This window comes from Vibrio bivalvicida (assembly GCF_001399455.2).
Classification (GTDB): Bacteria; Pseudomonadota; Gammaproteobacteria; order Enterobacterales; family Vibrionaceae; genus Vibrio; species Vibrio bivalvicida.
Genome location: NZ_LLEI02000016.1, coordinates 83,190 through 110,031 on the forward strand (window position 1 = coordinate 83,190; position 26,842 = coordinate 110,031).

Genomic DNA, 26,842 nt, shown 5'->3' on the forward strand with positions numbered 1-26,842 from the left:
CAAATTTAGGCAATGGAGTGGGTTTCGCTTACTGAAAGAACAGAGACTTGATTTCGCCCCATTGTTTTTGATTCATATAGTGCAATGTCTGCACGTTTATAGGTTTCTTCGGCTTTATCTGATATCTCAGTGACGCCGGCGCTAATGGTAATGTTAAGTTCACTTTCAATGTTGATGGCTGCTCGAACTCGGTTTAGCACCATTTCGGCTTCTTTTAAATCGGTATGAGGCATGATAATAGCGAACTCCTCACCACCAATTCGAGATACAACGTCGGTTTCACGTAGTTGATGAACAAGGCTTTTTGCTACCTCTACAATAACCTGGTCACCGCGGTCGTGGCCATATTTGTCGTTGACACGTTTGAAATGGTCAATATCAATCAAAGCTAACGTTGCAGGCTCATTTTTTCTGTAACGTTTTGACCGTAGTGTTTGATTTTGAATCTCAGTGTCGAACTTGCGCCGATTCCAAAGTGAGGTCATCGGATCTTTTTCACTGAGTTCTCTAAGTCTATTTTCCAGCTCTTTTCTGTGCGAAATATCGACAAATGAAGCGACATAGAATTGAATAACACCAAATCGATCTTTGACAGTCTGAATGCGAAGAATTTCAGTAATGATTGAGCCGTCACGACGTCTATTGACCACTTCACCTTCCCATAACCCTTTGTCTTCAAGAATTTTCCACATATTCATATAGAACTCTTGTTGATGCTTACCAGAAGCAAAAAGAGAAGGGGGCTGGCCTTTGACATCTTCGAGTGTGTATCCGCTGATACGAGTAAATTCACTATTGACCTGAATGATACGGTTATTGCGATCGGTAATGACGACAGCTGACATGCCATTCATGGCCGCTCGCGCTATTTTGCTGTCTAAGCTATTTTTCTCGTGTCTATAGTTCCATGTGACGAAAGTAAATGTCAGCAAAAACAGTATGATGAATATGAATGCGGCTTGAGTATAGAGATCATGCCTTGCATCATCGGTAAAGGCATGAGCGTCGTCTAACGATGTTTTAATGAAAAATACTAGTTCTTCAACGTGCTCAACATCATTAAGCTCAGTACTTGTATAAGAAATCCAGTAATCCCGTTCTTTAACTGTACCGAATTTGTTCAACTGCAATTCACGCCACAGCAAAGGGTATTGATGTGCGATATTCCATTCGCGGTGTTCGTTAACAAGGTCTCCTAGGATCTTGTCGCCGGTTGTAGACATCAAGTAATAGCCTTCACCTGTCACAACATTAGGAAGGTTGGTGTGGTTTCTTTTATAGGCAAGTCCACGATAAATACGCGTTAAATCGAGGTTGGCAATAAAGTATCCTTTACGTTCACCGTCCAATGTGATCGGGTAGATAACGCGGTAAGCTGGTATATGGGGGTTTACTATATTGCCATTTTCGATCTCAAGATCAATGCCATAGTTACCGGTGTCGTGATTGCCCAACTTGCGCGCAAAAGCGAAGTAGTCCCGGTCACCTTTGAACTGCAGCCTCTCTTTTTCGACTATCTCGAGAAACCGTTCGCCACTATTAATACGAACGATTTCCATGCCACTGGCATCTAAGAACCTAAGCTGAGAGTAGTACCCTTGTGTGCGTGCAATCAGCAACCAAAACTCTTCGAGAGCATCAAGATTCTTACGTGTTGGGTTCAAGATAGCTTGGTTAAGCATACCATTGTTCGATAAATAGCGAAGTGAAGACCCTATTTTTTGAAGTGAAGTTTGTAACTCAACTTTGGAGTATTCAAGTTTGTTGCGATTGAGTCGCTCTACATATTGCTGAGTTTGTTGGTTGACTAACGAGAACTGAGTATAGAAATAAAGAAAGGGTACGAACGACAGTGCACAAAAAACGGCAAGAAATTGGAAGATAATTTTGGAACCACGTTTGCGCATTTAATTATTCTAATAATTAAGTTAGTCAATAAGGGTTAAATCATACTACGATCTTACTACTTTTACTGTGAGCATGGTTGAATATTGGTTAGTTTGGAACGTCGTGTTTTAAAGAATTGTGCATTTTTACATAGAGCCGGGTACCCGACTCTGACTCTAAAGGGGTAGTAGAAGCAAAAAAAAGCACCTTTACAGAAGAAGGTGCTTCGCCATCTATCGGGGGAGTTGGCAATAAAAACTAGACCGCTGCCGCTTGTTGTTTCTTTTCTGCTTTGCTTTTTAGGAATGCGTAAGTGAAGCCTGTTACTGCGGTACCTGCTGCGATTGCTACTAAGTACATTAATACTGGAGAGATTGCGTTAGGGATTAGCAGTACGAACAGGCCACCGTGTGGTGCCATTAGTTTTGCGCCGAACAGCATCGATAGCGCACCGGTTAGTGCACCGCCAGCCATACAAGAAGGGATGACGCGCATTGGATCTTTCGCTGCGAATGGGATTGCACCCTCAGAGATAAAACACAGACCAAGAACGAATGATGCTTTACCTGCTTCACGTTCGCTTTGTTCAAACTTGTTCTTAGCAAGGAATGTTGCCAGACCCATACCTAGAGCAGGAACCATACCTGCCGCCATGATTGCTGCCATTGGCGCGTACGTATGAGAAGCCAATAGACCAACACCGAATGCGTAAGCCGCTTTGTTAACTGGACCACCCAAATCAAAACACATCATTGCACCAAGAATAATACCTAGTAGCACTGCGCTGTCGGATCCCATGTTATTTAGGAAGTCAGTCAGACCGTTCATAATGCCTGAAACCGGGCCACCTACGATATAAATCATTACTAGACCAGTGAACAGCGTTGCCACAAATGGAATGATTAGAATCGGCTTGAGTGCTTCCATCGATTGTGGCAGTTGCACTTTATCTGCTAAGAACTTGGCTGTGTAACCTGCAATGAAACCTGCTGCGATACCACCCAGAAAACCTGCGCCAGTTGAGCTAGCAAGCATACCGCCCACAAGGCCCGGAGCCAGACCCGGACGGTCAGCAATAGAGAAGGCGATGTAACCAGCAAGCACCGGAATCATTAGAGCGAATGCCGAGCCTCCACCGATGCTCATCAGTGCCGCTGCTAGCGTGCCTTCTTCTTTAAACGCTTCGATACCAAATACGAAGGATAGGGCGATGATCAAACCACCGGCAACTACCACAGGAAGCATGTGCGATACACCCGTCATTAGGTGTTTGTACGCACCTTTCTTCTCTTCTGTTGCTGAAGATGCACTAGAAGATCCAGAGTGTTGGTATTCACTTGCTTGTTCAAACGCTTTGTCCATTTCTTCTGCTGTTTTCTTAAGAGCTGGACCGGTTTTTGTGCGGTACATTTTCTTACCGTTGAAACGGTCAAGGGGCACTTCTATATCAGCTGCGATGATCACTAGATCTGCGTCTGCGATTTCTTGGTCAGTCAGTTGGTTTTTCGCACCTACTGAGCCTCGCGTTTCCACTTTGATTTGGTGACCACGGCGTTTGCCTTCTTCTTCTAGTGCTTCTGCTGCCATGAAAGTGTGTGCAACGCCAGTAGGACATGCAGTGATAGCGACAATCTTCTTTGTTGCAGATACGCTTTCTGCTTGTGCTGCATATGTTGTTGCTTGCTCTAGTGTTGCCGCGCTTTTAACAGCAGTTTGTAAGAAAGCGGCTGCGTCTTTTGCAACGGTACTGATATCTGCTTGGTAGACTTTTTTACCTACGAAACGAGAAGTATCGACTGGAGTGTTAGCCGCAATTACGATCGCTTCTGCTTGTGCAATGTCAGCGTCTGTCAATAGCGTTGGTTCAACGATGTTTGATTGGCATTCAATCTTAGCATTCCAACCCAGTTTTGTGGCCGCTTGTTCGAGTAGGCCTGCCGCAATGATGCAGTTAGCAACACCACTTGGACAAGCTGTAATAATGGCAATATTCATACTGATAACCTTCTGTTCCTTAGTTATTGTCTAAGCTCGTGTTAGGGTAAAGCTCGCTCACTTGCGTTCGGAGCTTGATGTTCTCCAGTTCTTCCTGACTGGTTAGGCCAACGCCAACTTGGCTCACTGCTAGGGCAGAAAGCGCAGTAGCGAAGCGCAGTAAATCGTTATTAGGCATCACTTGCATGTGACCCCAGCACAAGCCCGCGACAAGCGTATCGCCTGCGCCAACTGTGCTAACTACATTCATTTTTGGTGGTTGTGCGCGCAACCATTCACCTTGGCTTAGCCACATCACACCGTCAGCGCCCATTGAAACCACAATATTTTCAATGCCTTTATCGCTTATTGTTTGTGCTGCTGCTTGGCATTGCTCTGGTGTGGTGAGGTGTTCGCCAACGAAGTCGCTTAGCTCTTCATCGTTTGGTTTGATCAACCAAGGATGCGCATCGATACCTGCACGCAACGCTGCTTTGCTGCTATCGAACAGTACTTTTTTGCCTTGCTGGTGTAGCTTTTCAATCCACGCCGCACATTGTTCTGCGGTTACGCCGCCAGGTAGGCTACCGGCAAGTACGAAGTAGTCGTGCGTCTCTGCAAGGCGGAATAGGGTTTGTTCAAAGCGCTCGATTTCTTTTCCTGTTACTTGAACGCCAGGGAAGTTGATATCGCTCACTTGGCCACTAGCTTCAACCAGTTTTACGTTGATACGCGTTGCGCCTTCGACTTCAACAAACTCGCTTTTCACTTTGATGTCGTCGAATAGTTGGTGGAATAGCTCAGGGTTGTCTTTACCAAGAAAGCCTGTCACGGTCACGTCTGCGCCAAGGTCACTCAGTACTTTCGCCACGTTTACGCCTTTGCCTGCAGCATGCAGGTTGCTCTTTTCTACAAGGCTAACTGAACCTACTTTTAGCGAGTCCAGTGAGCCAGTTAGATCAAGGGCTGGGTTAAGCGTGATGGTAACGACTTTGTTTGTCTTCAATACTGTCATTCTTTCGCTCCTTAACCTTCGCCAAGGCCAGAAGCTATCGCCTTACCAATAGAGTCAATTGCTTGCGGTGCATCTGGGCCGTCAGCAAAAAACTGAAGTTGGTGGCCATGTTTAACACCAAGCGCGATGACCTTCATCAGGCTTTTTGCATTCACCGCTTTGCCATCACCATCTAGGTTGGCAACGCGAATGTTTGATTCAAATTTTTTGGCCTCAGCGACTAACATAGCGCCAGGACGAGCGTGTAGGCCGTGAGCATTCTTAATCTTGAAGACCGCTGTATTTCCATCTTCAGCCGCTTCCGTTGTCACTTCTTCACCTTTGAATAGCGCAAGAATCTGTTCAGCAGATGCATCAAGTAGTTTGTTGTGTTCATTGTTAAACACAAGCTTTGAAATTGTGGTTAAGATAGATTTATGTGCGCTGTTGCAAGCAGCAAACGCAACAAGGGCGCGCACTTTGTTGCCTGAAAATGCACAGTCGTTTGCTGTGGAGACAAAAGAGACGCCAGTACGAGTCACTTGTTTATCACTACCAACCAACCACAGACCCTGGCCAAGGTGTGTAGGGGTTTTAGTTACAATATCTGCAACAAATTCAGAGCCAGCGCAGCCTGTATTTTTGAGTAGGCCACCTGCTACAGCACTCATCTGCACCATATCACTGGCTGGGAATTGCAGTTGTACTAGTGATGCATCAAAATCTGCTTCGAGTTGAACATCGCCATTAAGTAGGGCAATGAGTTCTTGTGCGTTTGTGGCGTTGCGTAGACGCTGCTCAACACCATCTGCGCCAAGAACTTTCGTTAGTTGCTTAAGAATGCCTAAATGTTCGTCCGATTTAGCGGCAATACCGATAGCGACGAATACAGTGTTACCATCACCCCAGTCAACCCCCTGTGGGAAGTGATGCACAGCGACACCAGTGGTTTTTACCATAGTGCGGGTGTCAGTAGTGCCGTGCGGGATCGCGATACCATTACCAAGAAAAGTAGAGTTTTGTTGCTCACGATTGAGCATGCCTTCAGCGTAGCCTTGATCTACAAGTCCTGCATTGCTGAGGCTCTTTGCGATATTTTTAATCGCTTCAAATTTGTCACTTGCTGCTTGTGCCAGTGTAATGTCGCTTTTCGCTAACTTAAGCATGGTGCTTCTCCAGCTTTAAGGTTTTAAAATCGTTCAATTAGCCAACAGGGCTTCAATATTCCTTTTGCTTAATTGAACTGAATCGATTCAGCAAAAAGAGAAAAATATGTGGATTCAGCACTTTTCCTTAATAACTAATTGATTTAAAAAGGTGTCGATGAGTTACACAAGACATATTTGAGTGATTTGCCTCACTTTATCGATTTTGCTGAATCCTTTCAGCTTTAATACTGAATCGTTTCAGCATATAATTCAACTCATCGTGGGATCATTTATAACGTATTATGATCCGGCGCACAGAACAAAGGTTGATGATATGACACTAGATGAAATAGCAAAACTTGCGGGTGTTTCAAAAACAACGGCTAGCTATGTAATCAATGGTAAAGCTCAAAAATATAGAATAAGTGAAAAAACCCAACGCAAAGTGATGGCGGTGGTGAATGAATACAATTATCGACCAGACTTAGCAGCAAGCACCTTACGGGCAGGGCAAAGCCGCTCTTTTGGTTTAATTATTCCAGATCTAGAAAACACCAGTTATGCGAGGTTGGCCAAATTGTTAGAGCAAAACTCGCGTTCAGCAGGGTATCAAATCCTGATTGCGTGTTCTGATGATGAACCTGAAACAGAAAAAAGTGTTGTACAAGCTTTAGTGAGCCGTAAAGTCGACGCCCTGTTTGTTGCCAGTGTTATTCCTTCTGCTAGCGAGTTCTACTTAGAGCTAAAATCAAAAGGTATACCCGTTATCGCACTTGACCGCCCGTTAGATGATGAGCATTTTTCCTGCGTGATAAGTGAAGATTTTGGCGGTGCGTTTGATTTAACTCAGTCTGTGTTGTGTGACGGTGTCACTAGTGTTGGTTTGATTGGAGCGCTTCCTGAATTGAACATTTCACGTGAACGCGAATTAGGATTTATGTCAGCAGCGAGAAAGAACAATGTCGGTGCTAGAGTTGGTTATGGTGAGCACTTTAACCGCAGAGATGGCAAGCAAGTACTAGAAACTTGGTATCACAACAACACTGTACCCGATGCTATTGTCACTACGTCATATACTTTACTAGAAGGTGTATTAGATGTACTACTAGAGAAACCTGACTTGGCGAGTCAGATTAAGTTAGCGACATTTGGTGATAATCGACTTTTGGACTTCTTGCCGATGAGAATCAATTCGTTGCCACAGCAGTTCGAATTGATCGCAGATAGTGCAATGGAACTAGCGTTAAATGCGGCAGCTAAGCGATATAAAGCTGGGGTCGAGTTGGTCCCAAGAAAGATAGTCGTAAGATAAAGCTAAGCCCTGTTGTTAACAGGGCTTAGTTTTTATCTATAGACTAAAGGAGCACTTAGTATTGGAACCTAACCGACATAGTCACCTGCGGACCATAAAGCCCATTGTTACGAGTCTCAGCTGAAAGTGATAGTTGCTGCGTTGAATGGAATCTAACCCCCGCATGGAATACAGAAGCATCATCGTTTCGGCCGATTCGCCCCGTTGCTTCAACTTGATCTGTTAGCCATAGGCGTACGCCAACGTTGATTTCAGCCTGTGTGTCGCTTTCACCACCAGCTTCTTCGGTATACTTCACCTGATGGACAAGCAACTGGCCATAAACGTCAGCAAATTGGCTGATTGGGCCATTAAAACCAATCCCACCAGCGAGATCATAATCTTTGTCAAACTGAGTATCAGCACGGAGAATAAAGTGAGAGTTTTCCGTGAAGAACGTACTAAACTCAGCACCAGTCATTTCTGGACCAATAGCAGTTCGGACTTCGAAAAAGTTATAGTTAAAATTATTTGCCTGAGCGCCTGTGCTGATGCCTGCGAACGCTAAGGCACTGGCCAACATGATTTTCTTCAAAAGTAGTCTCCGACTAGCAACAATAAATTGACTAATTGATTTGGCTTGCAATAAACAAGCCAAATCATAACGTAATCAGAGGACTAATTCAGGGCATTTATAGGATTTGAAGACGATCTACTTCAATTTCTGGCGTATTTCCACCTTCATACTCTCCGAAAAGGCGAACTTTAGTTGTATGGTCAATCGGCTGCGTCATATGAATGTCGTCATCCAGCTCAACTTGAATCTCACCTTTGCCGTCAGAAAAAATAAAGGTATCGCCTTTTACTTGTCTAAGAAGGTTTCCTTCTACAACAACATTCTTCTCTGTGAACATACTGGTATCACTCAGGAGTGAATCTACCGTGGTAAGTTCGACTGGTCCGTTAAACTGGATTCCTGTCCCTGTTTCATGACGGCCGTCTTTCGCAAAGGCTAGAGTTGGCGCAAGGATTAGAGTGGCTACGGTCGCTAGAACTACTTTTTTCATGTCAATTTCCTATTGTTTAATGGGTCGTGTTCGTTTGATAGTGCTATTAAAACAAACTTATTTTGAATCCATGCTGAGCATAAGATTCATATTCCATTCATATTGTTGAGAAAATTGGGTGATTGCCGTTATTATTAGTGCTATCACATAGATTTAGTAAGTTCAGATATCTCATGCAGTCAACGATTAAGGCGTTAATGGTTCAAGGCACGACTTCCGATGCTGGAAAAAGTGTTCTTGTGGCAGGTTTATGCCGTGTTTTAGCTCGAAAGAAAGTCAAAGTCGCCCCGTTTAAACCACAGAATATGGCGCTAAATAGTGCTGTGACCCCCGATGGTGGTGAGATTGGACGTGCGCAAGCAGTGCAAGCTTTAGCGTGCAATATTGAATCTAGTGTTCACATGAATCCGGTATTACTTAAACCAAACACTGACATGGGCGCACAAGTGATCTTACAAGGCAAGGCGACGACAACGGTCGATGCCATTGGATATCGGAGCTACAAAAAAGTGGCCTTGCCAGTCGTTATGGAGTCTTTTTCGATCTTGCAGTCAAAATATGAATCGGTATTGATTGAAGGTGCTGGGAGCCCTGCGGAAATCAATTTAAGAGAAAATGACATCGCCAACATGGGATTTGCAGAAGAGGCCGATGTACCAGTGATCATTGTCGCCGATATCGATCGTGGAGGGGTGTTTGCGCACCTTTATGGAACGCTGGCGCTACTCTCAGAGAGTGAACAAAAACGAATTAAAGGGTTTGTCATTAACCGATTCAGGGGAGATATCTCCTTATTGCAATCGGGTCTAGACTGGTTGGAAGAAAAAACAGGAAAGCCTGTGATTGGTGTTTTACCATACCTCCATGGTTTTGACTTAGAAGCTGAAGACGCCATTAACGCGCAGCAAATCACTAGTGAAAATGCTAAGTTAAATATTGTCGTTCCTGTCTTTCCGCGTATCAGCAACCATACCGATTTTGATGCATTAAGACTGAACCCAGATATTAACCTAAAGTATGCTGGCAAAGGAGAGCGCCTTACAGAAGCCGATTTGATCATTCTTCCTGGTTCGAAGTCTGTAAGGAGTGATCTCGACTACCTTCGTCAACAAGGATGGGATAAAGACATCAATAGGCATCTTAGACTAGGAGGGAAAGTCATGGGGATCTGTGGTGGATACCAAATGCTGGGTACGAAGATTGATGACCCTATGGGTATTGAAAGTACAGCTGGCTCAACCCAAGGCTTAGGGCATCTTGCTGTTGAAACAGAACTGAAAGAAAGTAAAACCCTGAGTAATATAAGCGGTGTGATGACTCTCAATGGCAAAGAAGTATCAGTGGCTGGATATGAGATTCACGCCGGAATTAGCCAAGTCACAGGATGTTCTTTAGTTAAACTGGAAAGTAGTAACAGTGATGGAGCGGTTAGTGATTGTAATCAAGTGCTAGGGACTTATCTACATGGTATCTTCGACTGTCCAGACGCAGTTTCGGCCATCTGTCTGTGGGTAGGTGTCGATGAAATTGCGCAAATCGATCATAAACAGAATCAGCAGAAAGCAATTGACAGGATTGCTGATGCTATAGAGCAGCATCTTGATCTTAAGAAGCTTTGGCCAGAATTATGATAACCATGACCGATGTTAGAATCTGCCTTTTCGCAATGTTTGCTTGTACGAGTTTTACTGTCAATGCAGAGACGCTGCGTATTTACGCAGCTTCATCTATGACCAATGTTGTTAACGAAATTGTTGACCAGTTTGAAACAACACATTCGCTCAGGGTAACGACAGTTTATGGTGGAAGTGCCTCGCTAGCTCGCCAACTTGCCCAGGGGGCGCCAGCGGATGTCTATATTTCAGCCAATCTTAAATGGATGGATTACCTTGTAGACCAACAAATAGCAGCTAGTGACGCCGTCACTAATATTGCGGCGAATGAGTTGGTGGTTATTGCACCTAAAGGTAATAATGTAGGGTTAGATATTAATATGGCGGGCTCTTGGTTGTCTGCGTTGAATGGCTCAAGACTAGCCTTAGGGCAAACCAATGCGGTCCCGGCCGGTATTTATGCCAAAGAAGCGTTACTAAATATTGGTATATGGGATGACATAAAGTCGTTTTTGGCTCCGACGAGTAATGTTCGAATCGCTCTTACTTTAGTTGAAAGGAAAGAAACGCCTCTTGGGATTGTTTACAAGACTGATGCGCTACTGAGTGATAAAACAGAGATTGTTGCAACCTTCCCACATAACTCTCATTCGAGCATTTTGTATCCGATGGTGACGCTTAATAACAAGGCACATACACGAAGGTTTGCACAATTTGTGAACTCACAGCAAGCGCAAACTATTATAAAGCGCTTTGGTTTTTTAGAGGCAAAAGAGCAGAGGTGAATTTGCTAACCGACTACGAATATCAAGCACTGTTGTTGAGTTTGAAAGTTGCGTTTTTCGCAATTGTTTGGCTAATTCCTCTCGGTATAGCACTTGCTTGGTTATTAGCAAGAAAGCAGTTTATTGGTAAAAGTTTGATCGACGCGATCATCCATCTGCCGTTAGTTTTACCACCAGTAGTGATTGGCTATCTATTGCTCATTTCAATGGGCAGGCAAGGAGCATTTGGAAACTGGCTGTTCGAACATTGGGGGCTGGTTTTTTCTTTTAGTTGGAAAGGAGCTGTGCTCGCATGTGTCGTCGTTGCGTTACCCTTGATGGTGCGTTCAATAAGACTTAGCTTAGAAAGCGTCGATGGTCGGCTAGAACAGGCTGCAGCGACGCTTGGCGCCTCACCAATTAAGATCTTTTTTACTATCACCTTACCTTTGACGATCCCTGGGATCATTACTGGAACCATGCTTTCATTTGCTAGAAGTTTGGGTGAGTTTGGGGCAACCATTAGCTTCGTCTCCAACATTCCCGGTGAAACTCAAACAATTCCATTAGCAATGTATACCTTTATTGAAACCCCTGGCTCGGAACAAGAAGCGATGCGGCTGTGCTTGATTTCCATTGCCATTGCTCTTGCATCCATGCTGATATCTGAGTGGCTTGCCAGAGTCAGCGCACGTCGATTAGGAGCAGATGCATGAACGAAATTACGACGTGCTATCAACAGACGTTAGGTAATACGCATTTCGACATTGATCTAAAACTCCCAAGTAGGGGAATTACCGCTGTGTTCGGTCGTTCGGGGGCTGGAAAAACGTCTCTGATTAATGTTATCTCGGGGCTGACACAGCCGGAAAGCGGAGTGATTAGCGTAGGTAGTAAAACTCTTTTTGACTCCGCTCGTAAGATCAATGTCCCAGTCCACAAGCGTAACGTTGGCTACGTGTTTCAAGATTCTCGATTGTTTCCTCATTTCAAAGTCGAGCGCAACCTAAACTATGGCGTGTCAGTTTCCGATTCAAAGCACTTTGAGCAAATCGTACAACTCTTATCACTTGAGAATTTGCTTTATCGTTACCCCCACCAATTATCTGGTGGTGAGAAACAACGTGTCGCGATAGGGCGAGCTTTGTTGTCAAAACCAGATATCTTGCTCATGGATGAGCCGCTTGCCTCTTTAGACTTACCGAGAAAGCGAGAAGTGATGCCTTTTTTAGAGCAGCTATCTCAAACAGTTGAAATTCCGATTATCTACGTATCACATAGTTTGAATGAAGTCCTTCGACTTGCGAGTCATTTAGTGGTTATAGATGAAGGAAAAGTCGCCGTATCTGGTCCAATTGAAGAGGTGTGGTCTTCAAGAGCAATGAAACCTTGGCAATCCTTTTCTGAGCAAAGTTCCCTTTTTGAAGGTTGTGTTGTTGAGCATAATAATGACTACGCATTATCTAAAATCGAACTGGCACCAGGGGTTAGATTATGGGTACAGAAAATTGAAGGAGAGATCGGCTCTCCTGTAAGGCTTCAAGTACGAGCCAATGATGTGTCTTTAATGCTTGCGAAACCTAGACATACCTCTATTCGCAATGTGTTGCCCGGTAATGTTTCCAAGATAGAAACTCACAGTAATAGCCAAGATAGAATCAGTGTGTCAGTTCAAGTCGAGCTATCGAAAGAATGCAAACTAATGGCAACCATTACGGCTTGGGCAAGAGATGAATTAGATCTTAAAGCGGGTAACAAGGTGTATGTACAAATTAAAGGGGTGAGTGTGACTCAAAGAGATATTGTCCTATCCCATTAAAAAACGCCGCATATTGCGGCGTTTTTGTTTTAGCGTATTTGTGATTTAGTAAATACGTCAGTAAAGTCACGCTTCAAAATTGGGTCGCGGCGCGCTTTTTTGATTTGCTTAACCATATCTTTAACGCAGTTGTGCAGTACCTGATCAAGTAATTGCGCGCGGTACTCTTCCTGCTGCTGCTCTGACATGTCTTTTGGAAGATCCAAAGTAGGGAACTCTTCCATTACGTTCAGACCAGCAAAAGCTTGGCTTACAGAAACTAAAGCATGGAATTGCTCAAAGTTGTCTAAAACATTCTGGGCACTGCTTGGCAGCTCATTCCAAGACTCGCGAACAGCATCTTCAGAAACTTCATGGATTGACGTTACCATCAAATGCATTGCTTCCGGAACATCATCAAATTCAATTACTTGGCGAAGTTCAGCGGAAACCTCTGCTAGATCTACTTTTTTCTGCTCTGTTTGATTAACGTCAGACATGGCTATTTTCTCTTAAAATGTGTGTGTATCGGCGCTATCGTAAAAAATTGGGGCCAAATGTCAACCTTGGATGGATGATTAGAACAAGGTGAAGTATGCTTTTGTTAAACATGTGATTTCTTGATTGTTTTTGCTCATTGGTCCATTTATTACTTAATGGTCAAAAGACATGAGTTGAGACGTTGTTAACTAAGGGTAGTGGAATAGTGGAAGTAACAGGCTCATCGATGAAGATCCTACTGGTAGATGACGTTCAAATGGAGCGGATCCAACTTGCTATCAGGTTGAAACAGCTAGGACATAGTGTAGAGATGGCGAGCTCAGGTGAAGAAGCTTTAGCGCTATACCCTCAGCTTGAACCAGACTTAGTGTTGCTCGATATTTCCATGCCACAAATGAACGGATTTATTGTTTCGTCAAAAATCAGAGAGTTTTACCCTGACTGGGTACCAATTATTTTCTTAAGTAGCCATGATGAACCAACCATGATCGCAAGTGCAATTGAAGCTGGTGGGGATGACTATCTGATCAAACCCGTCGACAAAATTGTGCTTAACTCCAAATTGATTGCGATGCAACGAATCGCCTTCATGCGTCGAGAGCTGAAACAAAAGACGGTAGCACTGGCAAAAGCCAATGAAGAATTAGCCAAGTTAGCGCAAGAAGATGGGTTAACTAAAGTTAAAAATCGTCGTTACATTGACGAAAAACTGGCTGAGATGATCTCTTTACATGGGCGCCATGAGTTGCCATTAAGTATTATCATGCTAGATGTAGATAGGTTCAAACTTTACAACGACAATTATGGCCACATAGAAGGTGACAAGTGTTTAGTTGAAATTGCTGCAATCCTAAATCGTTTATTCTCACGAAGTGGTGAGACAGTTGGGCGCTATGGTGGTGAAGAGTTTGTCATCATACTTGGTTATACAGACTTTGAAACCGCGATGAACAACGCACAGCGAATAAAATCAACCTTAGAAGACGCTAGTTTACCGCATGAGTATAGTGACGTGTCATCCGTAGTGACAGTGTCACAGGGTGTGTTGCAATTTGTTCCTAGTGGACGCGAATCTATAGAACAGGTTTATGAACGTGTTGACGAACGCTTATATCAAGCCAAAGAGAATGGGCGCAATCAATTTGTTGCTGTTGACTTAACTACTTAGCTAAAACAAACACGGTTTCGGCCTGACTTTTTCGCCTTGTATAGCGCATTGTCAGCCGCCTTCATTACCTCTGATACCTTATTTGATTCGCTACTGTCAGCGACGCCGATACTGATAGTGACGTTTACATAATCTTTTTGTTTTGCCACCCCACGTTTTCTTGACCCGACTTTGTCATCTTTTGGACGAGAGTCTTGATTGCGCAGGGTCATGTCGTAACCCTCAATAGAGGCTCTCAGGAGTTCGAGGTGATCATGTGTATCCTCTAATAGCTTTCCTTTAAAGAGTACGGTGAACTCTTCACCGCCATAGCGATAAACTTTAGCGCGGCCACCAACTTGCTGAAGTTTGCTTGCTACCAGTTTAAGGACATCGTCTCCAGTATCATGACCATAAGTATCATTGAAAGATTTAAAATGGTCGATATCTAACATCGCTATGGTGTAGCTTCGGCCTAAATGTTTTAGATCAGATTCCAATGCGAGTCGACCAGGGATTTCAGTAAGTGTATCCATGAACGCAAGCTCGTAACTTGCTGAAAGGAGATAAACGAGTAACAGAATACCTGCCAACGAAAACATGGTGCTAGAAATGTAGGTGACATGGAAAAAAACAAACGTAGTGGCAGACAACAAGGTTGCTGAATAAATGACCACATCAATGATGCTATTTCGATTCAACACGCAGATAGACAGTATGAGCACCATTGCTAAAAGAAAAACTACAAGTATAAATGGTAGCTTTGATATTTCGGGCAATACGAATAGAAATGTCTCATCGATATTGTCAAATCCACCTTCATAAAAATAAGTGAGGATTAAATGTGACCACAACACAAGCATTGCTATCTTGAAAAGATAGAACCCAAAGGAACGGGTAAATAATGCGGAATCTTTGTAGCTATAGACAAAAATGAGTGCAATCGGCAGTAACGCGGCAAGAAGCGATAGCTCAAGAATTGTCGTACCCAAAGAGAGGGGGGATTGCAAACGTTCTTGTATCAACCAATATGAGACTAATAGTGCTGACGCAACCATTGCAATTCTACTTTGTTTGAAAACATCCCCTAGCACTATAGTTATAACAAACAAAACAAATGGAAGTTTAGATACGATACCCAAGTTTGAATAGGTTAGGCTGATAACGTTATTCATTCCAAATGCAATAAACGTCAGCAACATCAAAGGCAACGAGAGACGGAACCAATTTGTAGAGACGAGAGAAAATGACATTCAACCTAGCCTGACAGGATCTAATTATTGATTAGCAACTTGCTAAGAATACTTTTATTTGATGAATTTCCAAGCTTTTTACTAAACTTATAGATGAAAATTCGTGTTACGTATAGATAGTGGTCATATATTGGTGTTGAAATGCGCAATTACGTAGAAACGAGCAACATTTTAAAACATACTAGAAAGAACAATCGCCTCAAAAGGAGTTGATAGATATGCAGATAAGTGTGGACGTACATAATTATATGGAAACCTTAGTCGGTCAAGAGTTGACAAAAGCAAAGTATGTTAACAACTTCGACCATGAACAACTAGCTGACCTTGCATGCCTTGCCTTATCCCAACTGCGACCAGTATACATTCGCTACGATATTGACTTTCTTTCAGCACTCCCAGAAGAGCGCCTAGTGACATTGAAAGAGTATGCAGCCACGGCTTTAGAAGCCGCATGTACAATGATTGTTGACGATCGCAGGAAAAACAGGAAAGATGAAATTCTTGTCGTGTTTAGCAAACAGCAGATGTTTGACGATAACATTGAGTTAGAGTGGTTTGAAAAACCAATTCTTAAGAAAAACTAATCGTTACCAAGGAGTACTTTGTGGGACTTTTTTCTCGCTTGTTTGGTGGTCAAAAACAACAAACTAAAGTTGACGTTGAGCCACTAGAATATAAAGGTTTTCTTATCTATCAGGAAGCATTGGCAGAAGGTGGTCAATATCGAATTGCGGGTCGAATTACCAAGCAATTTGGGGACGAAATCAAAACACATCGTTTTATTCGCTCAGATGTGTTGCCAAGTGCAAACGATGCCAACGAATTTATGCTTAAGAAGGCGCAAATGTTTATCGATCAAATGGGTGACAACATTTTTTAGTAGATTCTCCCCCAAATTGACAAGCATCATAATTTTAAGAGCCATTAGTCGTTATTCTGATGGCTCTTTTTGTATGTGGATGTCACATAGTTAATTGTTTTAATGAGATTTTTCGCTTACTGGTTTGACCTCCTGTCACTTTCATATAGTGTGGTTAGGTAGCAAATTGATAAGCAAAATGGTTCATTACCATCGGTTATATGTAATGATATTTTGTGTTTTTGTTACAAAATGCTTGAAGTATCTAAAATCGTTGGATAAAAACAGAACAATCATTGTTGCGAATAGTCAAGGAATAGCTAATGCAAATTGGTGTGCCAAAAGAAATACTCGCTGGAGAAACGCGAGTGGCTGCATCGCCAAAGTCGGTTGAGCAGTTATTAAAGTTAGGTTTCGAAGTTAATATCGAAACCGGAGCAGGTGAACTGGCGAGTTTTGAAGACTCTGCTTTCGAATCTGCGGGAGCAAAAATTGTATCCACAGAAGAGGTTTGGGCGTCAGACCTAATTCTTAAGGTGAATGCTCCTCTTTTCAGTGAAGAAAATGATGAAATAGCGCTGTTGAAAGACGGTGCGAGTTTGATCAGTTTTATCTGGCCAGCGCAAAACCCTGAATTAATGGAAAAGCTTTCTAGCAAAAACATTAATGTAATGGCAATGGACGCAGTGCCTCGTATCTCTCGTGCGCAAGCACTAGACGCGCTCTCTTCAATGGCGAATATCGCTGGTTACCGAGCAGTTGTAGAAGCTGCCCATGAGTTTGGGCGCTTTTTCACGGGGCAAATCACGGCCGCTGGTAAAGTGCCACCAGCGAAAGTACTGGTCGCAGGCGCCGGTGTCGCGGGTCTTGCGGCAATTGGTGCTGCTGGTAGCTTGGGCGCTATTGTCCGTGCTTTTGACGTTCGTCCAGAGGTGAAAGAGCAAGTACAATCGATGGGGGCAGAATTTCTAGAAGTTGATTTCAAAGAAGAATCTGGTTCTGGCGATGGCTACGCGAAAGAGATGTCTGACGAGTTCAACAAAAAAGCGGCTGAGCTTTATGCTGAACAAGCAAAAGACGTTGATATCATTGTTACTACGGCTCTGATTCCTGGCCGACCAGCCCCGAAACTTATCACCAAAGAAATGGTTGATAGCATGAAGGCGGGTAGTGTGATTGTCGATTTAGCGGCTGCTAACGGCGGTAACTGTGAATACACGGTTGCAGATAAAGTCATCACTACAGAGAACGGTGTGAAAATTGTCGGCTATACTGATATGGTCGGCCGCCTTCCTACGCAATCATCTCAACTTTACTCAACAAACATTGTTAACCTACTCAAGCTGTTAGCCAAAGAAAAAGATGGCAATATCAACATAGATTTTGAAGATGTAGTGCTTCGCGGTGTAACCGTTGTTAAAGAAGGTGAGGTGACTTGGCCTGCACCTCCGATTCAGGTATCTGCGCAGCCAGAGCAAAAACCAGCCCAAACAACGATAAAGCCAGAACCAAAAGAAGAAGAACCAACGTCTCCTACCAAGAAGATCGTCGGCTTGGTTGCTGGTTTAGGTGCGTTTGCATGGGTTGCCTCTGTAGCTCCTGCGGCATTCTTATCGCATTTTACGGTTTTTGTTTTAGCGTGTGTTGTGGGTTACTACGTAGTTTGGAATGTTACTCATGCATTGCATACACCACTTATGTCGGTAACGAACGCGATTTCAGGCATTATTGTTGTGGGTGCGCTACTGCAGATTGGACAGGGTAATGGCGTTGTTTCATTTTTATCGTTTATAGCGGTATTAATAGCAAGCATCAACATCTTTGGCGGATTCACCGTCACCAAGCGTATGCTTGAAATGTTCCGTAAAGACTAAGGAGTAACAGGGAATGTCTGCAGGATTAGTACAAGCGGCTTATATTGTTGCTGCATTATTCTTTATATTGAGCTTAGCGGGTTTGTCTAAGCAGGAGTCTGCAAGATCGGGTAACTACTACGGTATTGCAGGTATGACGATCGCATTGATCGCAACGATCTTTGGCCCAGAATCTGAAGGGTTTGTTTGGATCCTTATTGCGATGGTGATCGGTGGTGGTATAGGTATCCACTATGCTAAGAAAGTTGAAATGACAGAAATGCCAGAGTTAGTGGCAATTCTTCACAGCTTTGTTGGTATGGCTGCGGTATTGGTTGGCTACAATAGCTATTTAGATGCACCAGAAGCTGCGACCCATGCAGAACACGTCATCCACTTAGTGGAAGTGTTCTTGGGTGTCTTCATCGGTGCTGTTACCTTTACTGGTTCAGTGGTCGCGTTTGGTAAACTTCGCGGCATTATCTCATCTTCACCTCTAAGCCTTCCGCATAAACACAAAATGAACCTTGCAGCGATTGTTGTTTCAACTTTGCTTATGCTTCATTTCGTCAATGCCGATGGCAGTATGTTTGCTCTAATCGTAATGACGTTAATCGCATTTGCGTTTGGGTACCATCTGGTTGCTTCTATTGGTGGCGCAGATATGCCAGTGGTAGTATCAATGCTTAACTCGTACTCAGGATGGGCGGCAGCGGCAGCGGGCTTTATGTTAGCAAACGATCTGTTAATCGTAACAGGTGCTTTGGTGGGTTCGTCTGGTGCCATACTTTCATACATTATGTGTAAGGCGATGAACCGCTCGTTTATCAGTGTTATTGCTGGTGGCTTCGGTCAGGAAATCGTTATTTCATCTGATACTGAACAAGGTGAGCACAGAGAAACAAATGCTGAAGATGTGGCTGAGCTGCTTAAGAACTCAAAGTCAGTTATCATTACACCAGGGTACGGGATGGCGGTTGCGCAAGCACAGTATCCAGTGCATGAAATTACCGAAACACTACGTTCACATGGTGTAGAAGTACGTTTTGGTATTCACCCTGTAGCTGGGCGCTTGCCTGGTCATATGAACGTTTTACTTGCCGAAGCAAAAGTGCCTTATGACATCGTGCTTGAAATGGACGAAATCAATGACGACCTTTCTGAAACGGATACAGTATTGGTTATTGGTGCGAATGATACAGTAAACCCAGCCGCTCTTGATGATCCAAATAGCCCAATTGCGGGTATGCCAGTACTTGAAGTGTGGAATGCGAAAAACGTTATTGTATTTAAACGCTCAATGAATACAGGTTACGCAGGGGTACAAAACCCACTGTTTTTCAAAGAAAATACTCAGATGCTCTTTGGTGATGCTAAAGAGAGTGTGGAATCTATCTTCAAAGCTTTGTAGATTAGGATTACATTATACGGAAGCCAGCGTTATGCTGGCTTCTTTTGTTTTATGAGTATTATTTCTGACATTGATATTACATTTCAGTTTTATATTTTTGCCATAATGTTTTACTCTAAATCATAACTTACTGATTTAATGAATTTTTGCATTGATTAAGACAACAGTTAAAGTGATCGCAATGGGTATTGCGTTCTTATCAGGTGGTGTATCTGCAGAGTCTTTACCAGAGCGTATCGACCGTTTTGTTGATCTGTTCGATCAAGCACAAGCTACGGTTTCTTATGATATCCGAAGCTTACAGTCAGATTACCCAACTAGGCTACTTACTCCGGAATCAATGTTGCCACAAACGTCGGCATATCCTTTAAAAGATATTCAGAGGTTGTATCAACTTGCGCAAAATTGTACGGGGAAGTTGCCACTAAGCCCTTTAATTACAGAGCCACTGGTGTTTACTCGTGCGATGTGTAAAGGGAACAGGCTCAGCGAAAAATGGTTTGCACGAAGTGCATTAATTCACCCAGGCGGGGGAACCTATGCGAGTAGATATGTTCAAATATACCCAGAGTATATAGAGCAGTTACAGCAATATATGCATATAAAAGAGCGTCCAACTGCTTCAGATACTACTTTGCTAGGCAGACTACAAAGAATGGATGAAGATGCAATGGTAGCCTTGATTGCTGGCTCTAGTATGTTTCTTGAGCGCAATGAACTGTGGTTAAGAAAAAGTGACAACTACTTAATCTATCCAGAGAGTGTTTGGAAACAAGCCGTTGAAGAAGCGGGATTGTCATTTAGTTTAAGAAAAGAGACAAATAGCTGTTTTGTACAGCGTGGCAACCTATGTTGGGACGTTGAAGACCATTCAGATATATTACGCATTAGTATGGTGGCATTGGTTATTGCAAACATACTGTTAGTGCTAGGATGGTCTGCATACCGTTGGAATACGAAGAGACAAGAAATGAAAAGCAGGATGTTGATCCTGCAAATCTTGACTCATGAACTTAGGACGCCGATTGCAAGCTTGTCTTTAACTGTTGAAGGATTCAGACGTGAATTCGAACACCTACCTGAATCCGTGTATGATGAATTTCGCCGTTTGTGCGAAGATTCCAGACGCTTAAGGCAATTAGCTGAAGCTAGTAAAGACTACCTTCAATCAGATAACAAGCCTTTAGCGACAGATTGGGTGCCTTCAGTCCAAGAGTGGCTGGAGTTTAAGGTGGAAGAAGAGTTTAACGGAAAAGTAAGACTCTTGGTAAATCAAGATGTGGCGGCCAAGTTAAATGTGTACTGGCTTGGCACATGTATAGATAATTTGATCCGCAATGCCATCAAATATGGGGTTGCACCTGTTGTACTAGAAGTCACAACAGATACACAGAAAATCACGGTTAAAGTGCAAGATCAGGGCGAACTGTCCGCTAAAGATTGGCGCCAGTTACGTAAACCTTTTGTGAGCAAAAGTGGACTTGGTCTTGGTTTAACCATAGTGGAATCTATGGTTGGTCGAATGGGCGGTAAAATGTCATTAATTGGGCCACCAACAGCGTTTATATTGGAGATACCTTGTGAAACAGACACTGCTTCTTGTTGAAGACGATAAAAACTTAGCTGACGGTTTATTGGTTAGCTTAGAGCAAGCGGGGTATGAGTGCTTCCATTCAGAAACGATCGCAGACGTAGCACAGTACTGGGATAAAGCGGATTTGGTTATTCTTGATCGCCAACTCCCTGATGGTGATTCTGTTGATCATCTAGTCGAGTGGAAGAAGATCAAAGATGTGCCAGTGATCTTGCTGACCGCGCTAGTTACGGTAAAAGACAAAGTAATGGGGTTAGATGCTGGAGCAAACGACTATCTCACCAAACCATTTGCTGAAGCAGAATTGTTCGCACGGGTCCGTGCACAATTACGTGCACCAGAAGGTGAAGCGCAAGATGACAACAAGGTAGAGACTGAGCATCTTTTGATTGATAAAGCGACACGTGAAGTCACATATAAAGATGAGCTGATTACCTTAACCCGAACTGAGTTTGATCTATTGTTATTCTTGGCGAGTAACTTAGGCAGAGTTTTTACCCGTGATGAGCTACTTGATCACGTATGGGGTTACAACCACTTTCCAACAACGCGTACCGTCGATACGCACGTACTTCAGCTTCGCCAAAAACTACCAGGTCTCGAGATAGAAACATTACGTGGCGTTGGCTACAAAATGAAGGCTTAATGGATAGAATCAAGCTATTAGTTGGCGCACTGATTATGAGTGCGCCAACAACTGCCGAACAAGTACCATGGTTTGAAAGCAACTCACCTTTGACGCAAGCGCATCGGCATCTTTTAGACGGTGATTTACCGACGATGTTTTCATCGTTGGTGGAAGTATGGCAACTCGAAAAGAATCGTGAAATTACCCCCCATTTGAATGATCTGTTTCTTCAGTCGTTAGATGTTGATTGCGGAAAAAGTCTAGATAACCGTTCACTCCCAGAATGGATAAGCAATGTGACTGTTCGTCGAACAGAGATCCAAAGCCCGGGGCGGGATGCGTATCGTGCGATTGTTGAAATCGAATCAAACCGAGATATTAAAGATATTTCATTGACTCGTTGGGTCTCTAAAACCCTTTCAATCGACAACTCTTTAGTCCATACGATTCCTAGCAGCGATATCGCTAGTCAGAAGTACGTTAAGCGGTACAACCTAAATAGTAGAGTTCGAAGTGGACTATACAGAATCGATGTGACGGCCGCCGATCAATCATCTTGGAGTTCCTGGCTAGTACTTGGTGACCCAAAGGCGAAAATGAGTGTACGCTGGGACGCGAAAGCTCAATGGAAGTTGGACCGAAACGCACTGTTAAATTCACACTGTCCGCTACCGAAACTGGATGTTGCGCTTTATGACTATATAGATGGAAGCTACAACCAAGTTTGGAGCGAAAGCTATGACTCTGATTACCCAACATCTCTGAACAATACCAATGTCGAAAAAGGGAGGTATGTTTTGGCCGTTTCGATCACTCACCAAAGGTGGCAAGGACCAATAATTGTGGAACAGTCACAAATAATTAGTAAGACACATGATGTTTCTGTGGAGGAATAACTAAAGTTAATAGACAATAGAACGATATAAACATATGGAACTAAAAAGTTTATACCGATTATGGAAAATAAAATAAAACTTCTTACATTGTCTATTGCACTTGCAGCCAGTTCGGCATCGGCTGCGAATTACGCTATCGAAGCTCGCGGAGACGCAATGGGCGGAGTCGGTGTAGTTTCTGCAAATTTCTTAACCGCACCATTTTATAACCCAGCATTAACGGCGATTTATCGTCGTAATGATGACGTGGGGATGATCACCCCCAGCTTTGGTTTGTCATACAGCGATGAGCATATGATGGTCGATGATCTGGAGAAGGCGTCAGATATCATTAATCAAGCTGTTGATGGCGACTATTCCAACGTGTCTGAATTGGAATCGACTTTAAATGCACTCGAAGGTGATGTTGCTAATCTCGAACTTGGCGGCGTTGTGGCATTTGCAATACCTAATCGTTACATAGCTGCAAATGTATTTGGTAAGGCTTATGCAGAATCTTTCGCTCAGACTGATATATACTCAGGGGCCAACAGTGCTACCCCAAACCTAAATCCAGCAATTAACGCAGAACTAAGTGGGGTGAACGCTGTAGGTCTTGGAGTGACTGAAGTTGGACTCTCGCTTGCCAAATATCAAACGTTTCTAGGGCAGCATATTGCATTTGGTGTAACGCCCAAGCTACAGCGCATTTATACATACGTATATCGCGCCAACATTAACAACTATGATATCAAAGACATCAGAGAAAATGGTCAAGGCGAGACAATGTTCAACCTAGATGCTGGCTTCTTATGGTTTTATGGTCCGTTACGCGTTGGCTTTTCAGCGATGAACTTAGTCTCTCGTGATATTAAATCTCAAGAACTGTCAGCTTCAACCGTGACATCGAAAATTGACGCTAGTCAGTCAAGAACATTCGGCGCGGTTACTTATGATTATCAGATGCGCCCTCAATACACCGTAGGTGTTGGGCTTGTTGCAGACTACGCGACTCTAAGTGTGGATTACGATCTAGACGAAGAAGAGAAGTTCACTAACTTTAACGATAACACTCAAATGCTAAGAGTTGGTGGAGAGATTGACATTATGCGCCAACTTAAACTTCGAGCGGGTTGGAATCGAAACCTAGCATATGACAACCTCGATGACACCGTGACCGCAGGTATTGGGCTTTCTCCACTAAACCTGTTCCAACTTGATATTGGTGCGAGCTACACCAATGAAAACTCGATGGGCGCGTATATCAACTTCTTAACCAGCTATTAAGCACCTAGAATCGCAACCAGTGAAATACTGGCACTTATGATGAAATCATAATATAGTCGGCTCCTAAATTTTTAGGAGCCTTTTTTATGTTTGATGATTTACCGCCACTTTCTCACGAAGAGCAACAAAAAGCTGTCGAGAAGATTCAAGAGTTAATGGCAGAGGGAATAAGCACCGCTCAGGCAATAAAAATGGTCGCTGAAGAAATCCGGGCTCAGGCTGCGAAGCAGTAATTTATACGCTGATTAACAGATAAAGAAAGGGAGAGCAGGAGATTGCTCTTTTTTTGTACCTGGCATTTATGAGGCACTATAACTAATTGCATGTGTGGTAAATAGTCATGCGCGCCAATCTAAGCAAAAACAAAGAGCAGCAAGCTGTAATTCATTTTAAGTCTGTAATGTTTCTGAAAGTATTGTCGGAGTGCTTTTATGTAATTACAAATGGCGTTAAATCAATAGCTTAGCGTAGTGTTATGTTCTAGCTCTGATGGTTATGATTTGGATTGTGTAATAAAATTACAGGTTTGTAAGTTTTGTCTGCAAGCGCTTACTATCAGCCAGTTATATATTCTGAGGTGTGATCGTGTAACCTTGAAATCAAGAAACATCTAAGGTCACTGGCTGATATCTGCGCCGAATATGTGGATAGAGGTCTAAAAACTGAGAAATACCATTGTCTGGGTATATTTGGGGAATCTAAGCCGATATGAGATACCAGCGCTGAATCGAGCGGTTCGGAATAGGCTGCATAATGATTACGTCAATACGCATTACAGTGTCACTAATGTGGGGTTACGTTGTAATGTATTGGAGGAGATAGAAGGGAATATCTATTGACCAATCGATATTCTTAGTTTAGTTGAGCTTTATGACCCCTTGGCAAAGCGCTTAGGAGGAATCGATGGTTCTAAACGTTTTAACAAAGGTTTGTTGTCTGAACCGGCAACTTGGTACACATAGTTGCCTTGGCCCGTTTTTATCGTGACCGTTGTGCCATCGAATAGAAACCTGGTCGAAATCAGGCGTTCATTGCGATAAACACCTCGTTCGTTAAGAAATAGGACGTCGGTATTGTAATCGGGAGCATCTACCTCGATCCATTTTCCATAGACATTCCTTGGATGGACATAATCTTGATAGCTTAAATAGATTAATGATGAAAAACATAGTGCTAGAAGAACCCACACAGTAGTAAACAAAGCAGTCATTAAGTGGTTTTTTTGCATTGTCAGGTAAAATTTAAGTTGCCGTTAAATGCTTAAGGCGACGGCCGTTGTGCGTAGATTAAGGTGAAATGGCTCTTTGTCGAGTATTTAGCCTAGCCAAATGCAATGGAAAGTGTGATTAAGACCGAGCTAGCAGCTATGTGTTGAGATGTTAAAAATGTCACTTTTCTTCCAAAACAGGAAAGTAGTACAGCATTTGTTCAGGTGATATATCGCTATTATGTTATTCTTCCGTGACTTGATTATTTAAGAGCAACGCAATATGCCAAACGCTATTAAAGAAAAACTGTTCCCTGAAGGGAAGATATTTTATCAAGCCCACTCAATGCACGCGCACCCATCTGCAGGGTTAATGGTCCAGCAGCCAGTTCCGCTGAGCTTTATAAAAATGTCGAGATACGATGCATCTGTGTCAGATATTGTCATGACAGGGCCACTGGCTAAAATCATAGAATCTTTGCACGCTATATCGCTTCGAAGTGAGTCTATCTATACCACCGATAAACACAAAACGATAAAAGTTTGGTTTAATCGTATTGATAGGAAAATAGAAAAAACACCGATGTACCCGATGGCAGAGGCTGTGATACACAACACCTCTTTTCTTATCATTAAAGGGACGGGAGTGGGGCTAGGGAGTACAGTTGTAGACCTATTACAGGGTGTAGGAGTAAATGATGTTTCATTCAGGCTCGGTCTTGATAGTATTTTTAGTGGCGAGCTTAAAGATAGCCCGCTCAAATATATTATGTTAGAAATGTCTGTCTTTGAGCTTTTGAGCCAACCAATAGACTTACTGTTCAAAAAAGTTTGGACAAAACACCTAAAATCAAAACACTCATCGCCTTTAAAGTCAGATCCACAAGGGAAAGCCGCATTCTTAAAGCTTAAAAGTTTAGTTGAAAAACATATCAAGCCACTTGTTAAGCCGCACCATCTTGACGTAGGAGTAGATATGAATATAAGTAGCATTCCCTACAGCATGCCTAAAGGATGGAAGAACACCAACTTGGCCCCTTTATTTAGTCGAGTAAAGGCGAGGGCATCTCTACTTACAGCAGATGACTATATCATTCGTGTTGGAAGTAGCTTTAATAAACACCATGCTGGCTTTGTCGTAGATCTAGACACTCACAATATTGAAATAGATGAACTAGTCTACTTTCTGTCTTACTATGAAGAGAACAAAAAGCTAGTCAATTGCTTTCTAATGTCTGGCTTGGATGATTTGTAACTCGTTTAAAGTACGGGAACCAGATATCTTATTCGATGGACATATACGCTTTTCCATTCCTATCGGGTCTATCTCAACACTATGTCTTTCCAGCGCTATTTTGGTAGCGTTATTTCTATGCTTTGTATCAGTTTGATTTGGGTTCTCTATATGACCACTTTAACTTAGACAATATCCGTCATTCATTGACTATAATTGTTGGGTCAATCAATATTTTGGTATGTAGCATGAAGCACCACAGTTTAGGGGGGCCTCCTTATAGTTTCCAAGTAGATGGTAAAGCGGTCTGAATTTATCCTGATTTGGTGCGAAGTATAGCGCGTGAGATGCCTGACTTTGATATCACTATCGAAGCAATCCCCTGGGATAGAGGGCTTAATTTGTCTATCCCATTTTAAAATGTCCTGTCTTCAGCAAAGTAGAAATGTCCTGTTAA

General features: G+C 43.0%; 25 protein-coding genes. 16 read left to right on the forward strand and 9 right to left on the reverse strand.

The genetic code is table 11. From position 1 onward, the window contains the following. Positions 1-5 precede the first annotated feature (5 nt). From APB76_RS03270 to fruB, 4 genes are all read right to left on the reverse strand, one after another. The gene (locus APB76_RS03270) at positions 6-1,907 is read right to left on the reverse strand and encodes a sensor domain-containing diguanylate cyclase (RefSeq protein WP_054962947.1); all 1,902 of its coding nucleotides are present in this window, start codon (positions 1,905-1,907) and stop codon (positions 6-8) included. A 238-nt stretch (positions 1,908-2,145) separates the two neighbouring features. Then, positions 2,146-3,882, reverse strand: coding sequence for a PTS fructose transporter subunit IIBC (gene fruA / locus APB76_RS03275; protein ID WP_054962946.1), 1,737 nt, complete (start codon positions 3,880-3,882; stop codon positions 2,146-2,148). Between the two features lie 19 nt (positions 3,883-3,901). Beyond that, positions 3,902-4,876, reverse strand: a complete 975-nt coding sequence (gene pfkB, locus APB76_RS03280; protein ID WP_054962945.1) for a 1-phosphofructokinase — start codon at positions 4,874-4,876, stop codon at positions 3,902-3,904. An 11-nt stretch (positions 4,877-4,887) separates the two neighbouring features. Beyond that, positions 4,888-6,021, reverse strand: a complete 1,134-nt coding sequence (gene fruB / locus APB76_RS03285; RefSeq protein ID WP_054962944.1) for a fused PTS fructose transporter subunit IIA/HPr protein — start codon at positions 6,019-6,021, stop codon at positions 4,888-4,890. A gap of 316 nt (positions 6,022-6,337) precedes the next feature. Here fruB and cra point away from each other — a divergent pair, with 316 nt between their 5' ends. Next, positions 6,338-7,315, forward strand: coding sequence for a catabolite repressor/activator (gene cra / locus APB76_RS03290; RefSeq protein ID WP_049846154.1), 978 nt, complete (start codon positions 6,338-6,340; stop codon positions 7,313-7,315). 55 nt (positions 7,316-7,370) lie between these two features. Here cra and APB76_RS03295 read toward each other — a convergent pair whose 3' ends face one another. Together APB76_RS03295 and APB76_RS03300 are read right to left on the reverse strand one after the other, a co-directional pair. After that, positions 7,371-7,877, reverse strand: coding sequence for a hypothetical protein (locus tag APB76_RS03295; RefSeq protein ID WP_193395072.1), 507 nt, complete (start codon positions 7,875-7,877; stop codon positions 7,371-7,373). A 109-nt stretch (positions 7,878-7,986) separates the two neighbouring features. Further along, positions 7,987-8,361, reverse strand: coding sequence for a YgiW/YdeI family stress tolerance OB fold protein (locus APB76_RS03300; RefSeq protein WP_049846156.1), 375 nt, complete (start codon positions 8,359-8,361; stop codon positions 7,987-7,989). 173 nt (positions 8,362-8,534) lie between these two features. On the opposite strand from APB76_RS03300, the gene APB76_RS03305 reads away from it, so the two are divergent. Genes APB76_RS03305 through modC form a run of 4 tightly spaced genes read left to right on the forward strand, consistent with a single transcriptional unit; the run spans position 8,535 to position 12,557 of the window. Then, on the forward strand, positions 8,535-9,992 hold the full coding sequence (locus tag APB76_RS03305) for a cobyric acid synthase (RefSeq protein ID WP_054962943.1): 1,458 nt from the start codon (positions 8,535-8,537) through the stop codon (positions 9,990-9,992). A gap of 5 nt (positions 9,993-9,997) precedes the next feature. Then, positions 9,998-10,759, forward strand: coding sequence for a molybdate ABC transporter substrate-binding protein (gene modA / locus APB76_RS03310; protein WP_054962997.1), 762 nt, complete (start codon positions 9,998-10,000; stop codon positions 10,757-10,759). Positions 10,760-10,761: 2 nt separating this feature from the next. Continuing rightward, positions 10,762-11,454 (forward strand): molybdate ABC transporter permease subunit, encoded by a 693-nt coding sequence (gene modB / locus APB76_RS03315; RefSeq protein ID WP_054962996.1) that lies wholly within the window; start codon positions 10,762-10,764, stop codon positions 11,452-11,454. Further along, positions 11,451-12,557 carry a molybdenum ABC transporter ATP-binding protein ModC gene (gene modC, locus APB76_RS03320; protein WP_054962942.1) on the forward strand — a complete coding sequence of 369 codons (1,107 nt, stop codon included), beginning with the start codon at positions 11,451-11,453 and terminating at the stop codon, positions 12,555-12,557. Before modB ends, modC begins: the two co-directional genes overlap by 4 nt. A 29-nt stretch (positions 12,558-12,586) precedes the next feature. On the opposite strand, the gene APB76_RS03325 is transcribed toward modC, so the two are convergent. Next, entirely contained in the window at positions 12,587-13,036 is a 450-nt protein-coding gene (locus tag APB76_RS03325) for a DUF3069 domain-containing protein (protein WP_054962941.1), read from the reverse strand. A 206-nt stretch (positions 13,037-13,242) separates the two neighbouring features. Here APB76_RS03325 and APB76_RS03330 point away from each other — a divergent pair, with 206 nt between their 5' ends. After that, positions 13,243-14,205 (forward strand): GGDEF domain-containing response regulator, encoded by a 963-nt coding sequence (locus APB76_RS03330; protein WP_054962940.1) that lies wholly within the window; start codon positions 13,243-13,245, stop codon positions 14,203-14,205. Here the strand turns inward: APB76_RS03330 and APB76_RS03335 are convergent. Next, positions 14,202-15,437 (reverse strand): GGDEF domain-containing protein, encoded by a 1,236-nt coding sequence (locus APB76_RS03335; protein WP_049846161.1) that lies wholly within the window; start codon positions 15,435-15,437, stop codon positions 14,202-14,204. The two genes, APB76_RS03330 and APB76_RS03335, sit on opposite strands and share 4 nt — an antisense overlap. Positions 15,438-15,655: 218 nt before the next feature. Here APB76_RS03335 and APB76_RS03340 point away from each other — a divergent pair, with 218 nt between their 5' ends. From APB76_RS03340 to APB76_RS22490, 9 genes are all read left to right on the forward strand, one after another. Beyond that, entirely contained in the window at positions 15,656-16,021 is a 366-nt protein-coding gene (locus APB76_RS03340) for a late competence development ComFB family protein (protein ID WP_054962939.1), read from the forward strand. A gap of 20 nt (positions 16,022-16,041) precedes the next feature. Then, a complete protein-coding gene (locus APB76_RS03345; RefSeq protein WP_054962938.1) occupies positions 16,042-16,317 on the forward strand; it encodes an HlyU family transcriptional regulator in 276 nt (91 codons plus the stop codon). A 302-nt stretch (positions 16,318-16,619) separates the two neighbouring features. Further along, positions 16,620-18,170, forward strand: coding sequence for a Re/Si-specific NAD(P)(+) transhydrogenase subunit alpha (pntA, locus tag APB76_RS03350; protein ID WP_054962937.1), 1,551 nt, complete (start codon positions 16,620-16,622; stop codon positions 18,168-18,170). A 13-nt stretch (positions 18,171-18,183) separates the two neighbouring features. Continuing rightward, on the forward strand, positions 18,184-19,560 hold the full coding sequence (pntB, locus tag APB76_RS03355; RefSeq protein ID WP_049846165.1) for a Re/Si-specific NAD(P)(+) transhydrogenase subunit beta: 1,377 nt from the start codon (positions 18,184-18,186) through the stop codon (positions 19,558-19,560). A 181-nt stretch (positions 19,561-19,741) separates the two neighbouring features. Next, the gene (gene vxrA, locus APB76_RS03360) at positions 19,742-21,166 is read left to right on the forward strand and encodes a sensor histidine kinase VxrA (protein ID WP_054962936.1); all 1,425 of its coding nucleotides are present in this window, start codon (positions 19,742-19,744) and stop codon (positions 21,164-21,166) included. After that, positions 21,141-21,800, forward strand: coding sequence for a response regulator transcription factor VxrB (gene vxrB, locus APB76_RS03365; RefSeq protein WP_049846167.1), 660 nt, complete (start codon positions 21,141-21,143; stop codon positions 21,798-21,800). Before vxrA ends, vxrB begins: the two co-directional genes overlap by 26 nt. Continuing rightward, positions 21,800-22,678, forward strand: coding sequence for a DUF2861 family protein (locus APB76_RS03370; RefSeq protein ID WP_049846168.1), 879 nt, complete (start codon positions 21,800-21,802; stop codon positions 22,676-22,678). Before vxrB ends, APB76_RS03370 begins: the two co-directional genes overlap by 1 nt. Positions 22,679-22,738: 60 nt before the next feature. Next, a complete protein-coding gene (gene traF, locus APB76_RS03375; RefSeq protein ID WP_049846169.1) occupies positions 22,739-23,944 on the forward strand; it encodes a conjugal transfer protein TraF in 1,206 nt (401 codons plus the stop codon). A gap of 86 nt (positions 23,945-24,030) precedes the next feature. After that, a complete protein-coding gene (locus tag APB76_RS22490) occupies positions 24,031-24,177 on the forward strand; it encodes a YoaH family protein (RefSeq protein ID WP_074181686.1) in 147 nt (48 codons plus the stop codon). Positions 24,178-24,812: 635 nt separating this feature from the next. Here the strand turns inward: APB76_RS22490 and APB76_RS03380 are convergent. Next, positions 24,813-25,154: a DUF2850 domain-containing protein gene (locus APB76_RS03380; RefSeq protein ID WP_235431362.1), complete on the reverse strand. Its 342-nt coding sequence runs from the start codon at positions 25,152-25,154 to the stop codon at positions 24,813-24,815. A gap of 280 nt (positions 25,155-25,434) precedes the next feature. Between APB76_RS03380 and APB76_RS03385 the strand changes: the two genes are divergently transcribed. After that, positions 25,435-26,406 carry a hypothetical protein gene (locus APB76_RS03385; protein ID WP_054962935.1) on the forward strand — a complete coding sequence of 324 codons (972 nt, stop codon included), beginning with the start codon at positions 25,435-25,437 and terminating at the stop codon, positions 26,404-26,406. Positions 26,407-26,842: the final 436 nt, after the last annotated feature.

Coding starts and splice junctions, on each gene's coding strand:
- APB76_RS03305 (WP_054962943.1), top strand. CDS start 8,535: ATGCAGTCAACGATTAAGGCGTTAATGGTTCAAGGCACGACTTCCGAT.
- fruA (WP_054962946.1), bottom strand. CDS start 3,882: ATGAATATTGCCATTATTACAGCTTGTCCAAGTGGTGTTGCTAACTGC.
- modA (WP_054962997.1), top strand. CDS start 9,998: ATGACCGATGTTAGAATCTGCCTTTTCGCAATGTTTGCTTGTACGAGT.
- vxrA (WP_054962936.1), top strand. CDS start 19,742: ATGGGTATTGCGTTCTTATCAGGTGGTGTATCTGCAGAGTCTTTACCA.
- APB76_RS03380 (WP_235431362.1), bottom strand. CDS start 25,154: ATGACTGCTTTGTTTACTACTGTGTGGGTTCTTCTAGCACTATGTTTT.
- APB76_RS03300 (WP_049846156.1), bottom strand. CDS start 8,361: ATGAAAAAAGTAGTTCTAGCGACCGTAGCCACTCTAATCCTTGCGCCA.
- APB76_RS03370 (WP_049846168.1), top strand. CDS start 21,800: ATGGATAGAATCAAGCTATTAGTTGGCGCACTGATTATGAGTGCGCCA.
- APB76_RS22490 (WP_074181686.1), top strand. CDS start 24,031: ATGTTTGATGATTTACCGCCACTTTCTCACGAAGAGCAACAAAAAGCT.
- APB76_RS03270 (WP_054962947.1), bottom strand. CDS start 1,907: ATGCGCAAACGTGGTTCCAAAATTATCTTCCAATTTCTTGCCGTTTTT.
- pfkB (WP_054962945.1), bottom strand. CDS start 4,876: ATGACAGTATTGAAGACAAACAAAGTCGTTACCATCACGCTTAACCCA.
- APB76_RS03385 (WP_054962935.1), top strand. CDS start 25,435: ATGCCAAACGCTATTAAAGAAAAACTGTTCCCTGAAGGGAAGATATTT.
- pntA (WP_054962937.1), top strand. CDS start 16,620: ATGCAAATTGGTGTGCCAAAAGAAATACTCGCTGGAGAAACGCGAGTG.
- traF (WP_049846169.1), top strand. CDS start 22,739: ATGGAAAATAAAATAAAACTTCTTACATTGTCTATTGCACTTGCAGCC.
- cra (WP_049846154.1), top strand. CDS start 6,338: ATGACACTAGATGAAATAGCAAAACTTGCGGGTGTTTCAAAAACAACG.
- pntB (WP_049846165.1), top strand. CDS start 18,184: ATGTCTGCAGGATTAGTACAAGCGGCTTATATTGTTGCTGCATTATTC.
- APB76_RS03335 (WP_049846161.1), bottom strand. CDS start 15,437: ATGTCATTTTCTCTCGTCTCTACAAATTGGTTCCGTCTCTCGTTGCCT.
- APB76_RS03340 (WP_054962939.1), top strand. CDS start 15,656: ATGCAGATAAGTGTGGACGTACATAATTATATGGAAACCTTAGTCGGT.
- APB76_RS03295 (WP_193395072.1), bottom strand. CDS start 7,877: ATGTTGGCCAGTGCCTTAGCGTTCGCAGGCATCAGCACAGGCGCTCAG.
- fruB (WP_054962944.1), bottom strand. CDS start 6,021: ATGCTTAAGTTAGCGAAAAGCGACATTACACTGGCACAAGCAGCAAGT.
- modC (WP_054962942.1), top strand. CDS start 11,451: ATGAACGAAATTACGACGTGCTATCAACAGACGTTAGGTAATACGCAT.
- APB76_RS03325 (WP_054962941.1), bottom strand. CDS start 13,036: ATGTCTGACGTTAATCAAACAGAGCAGAAAAAAGTAGATCTAGCAGAG.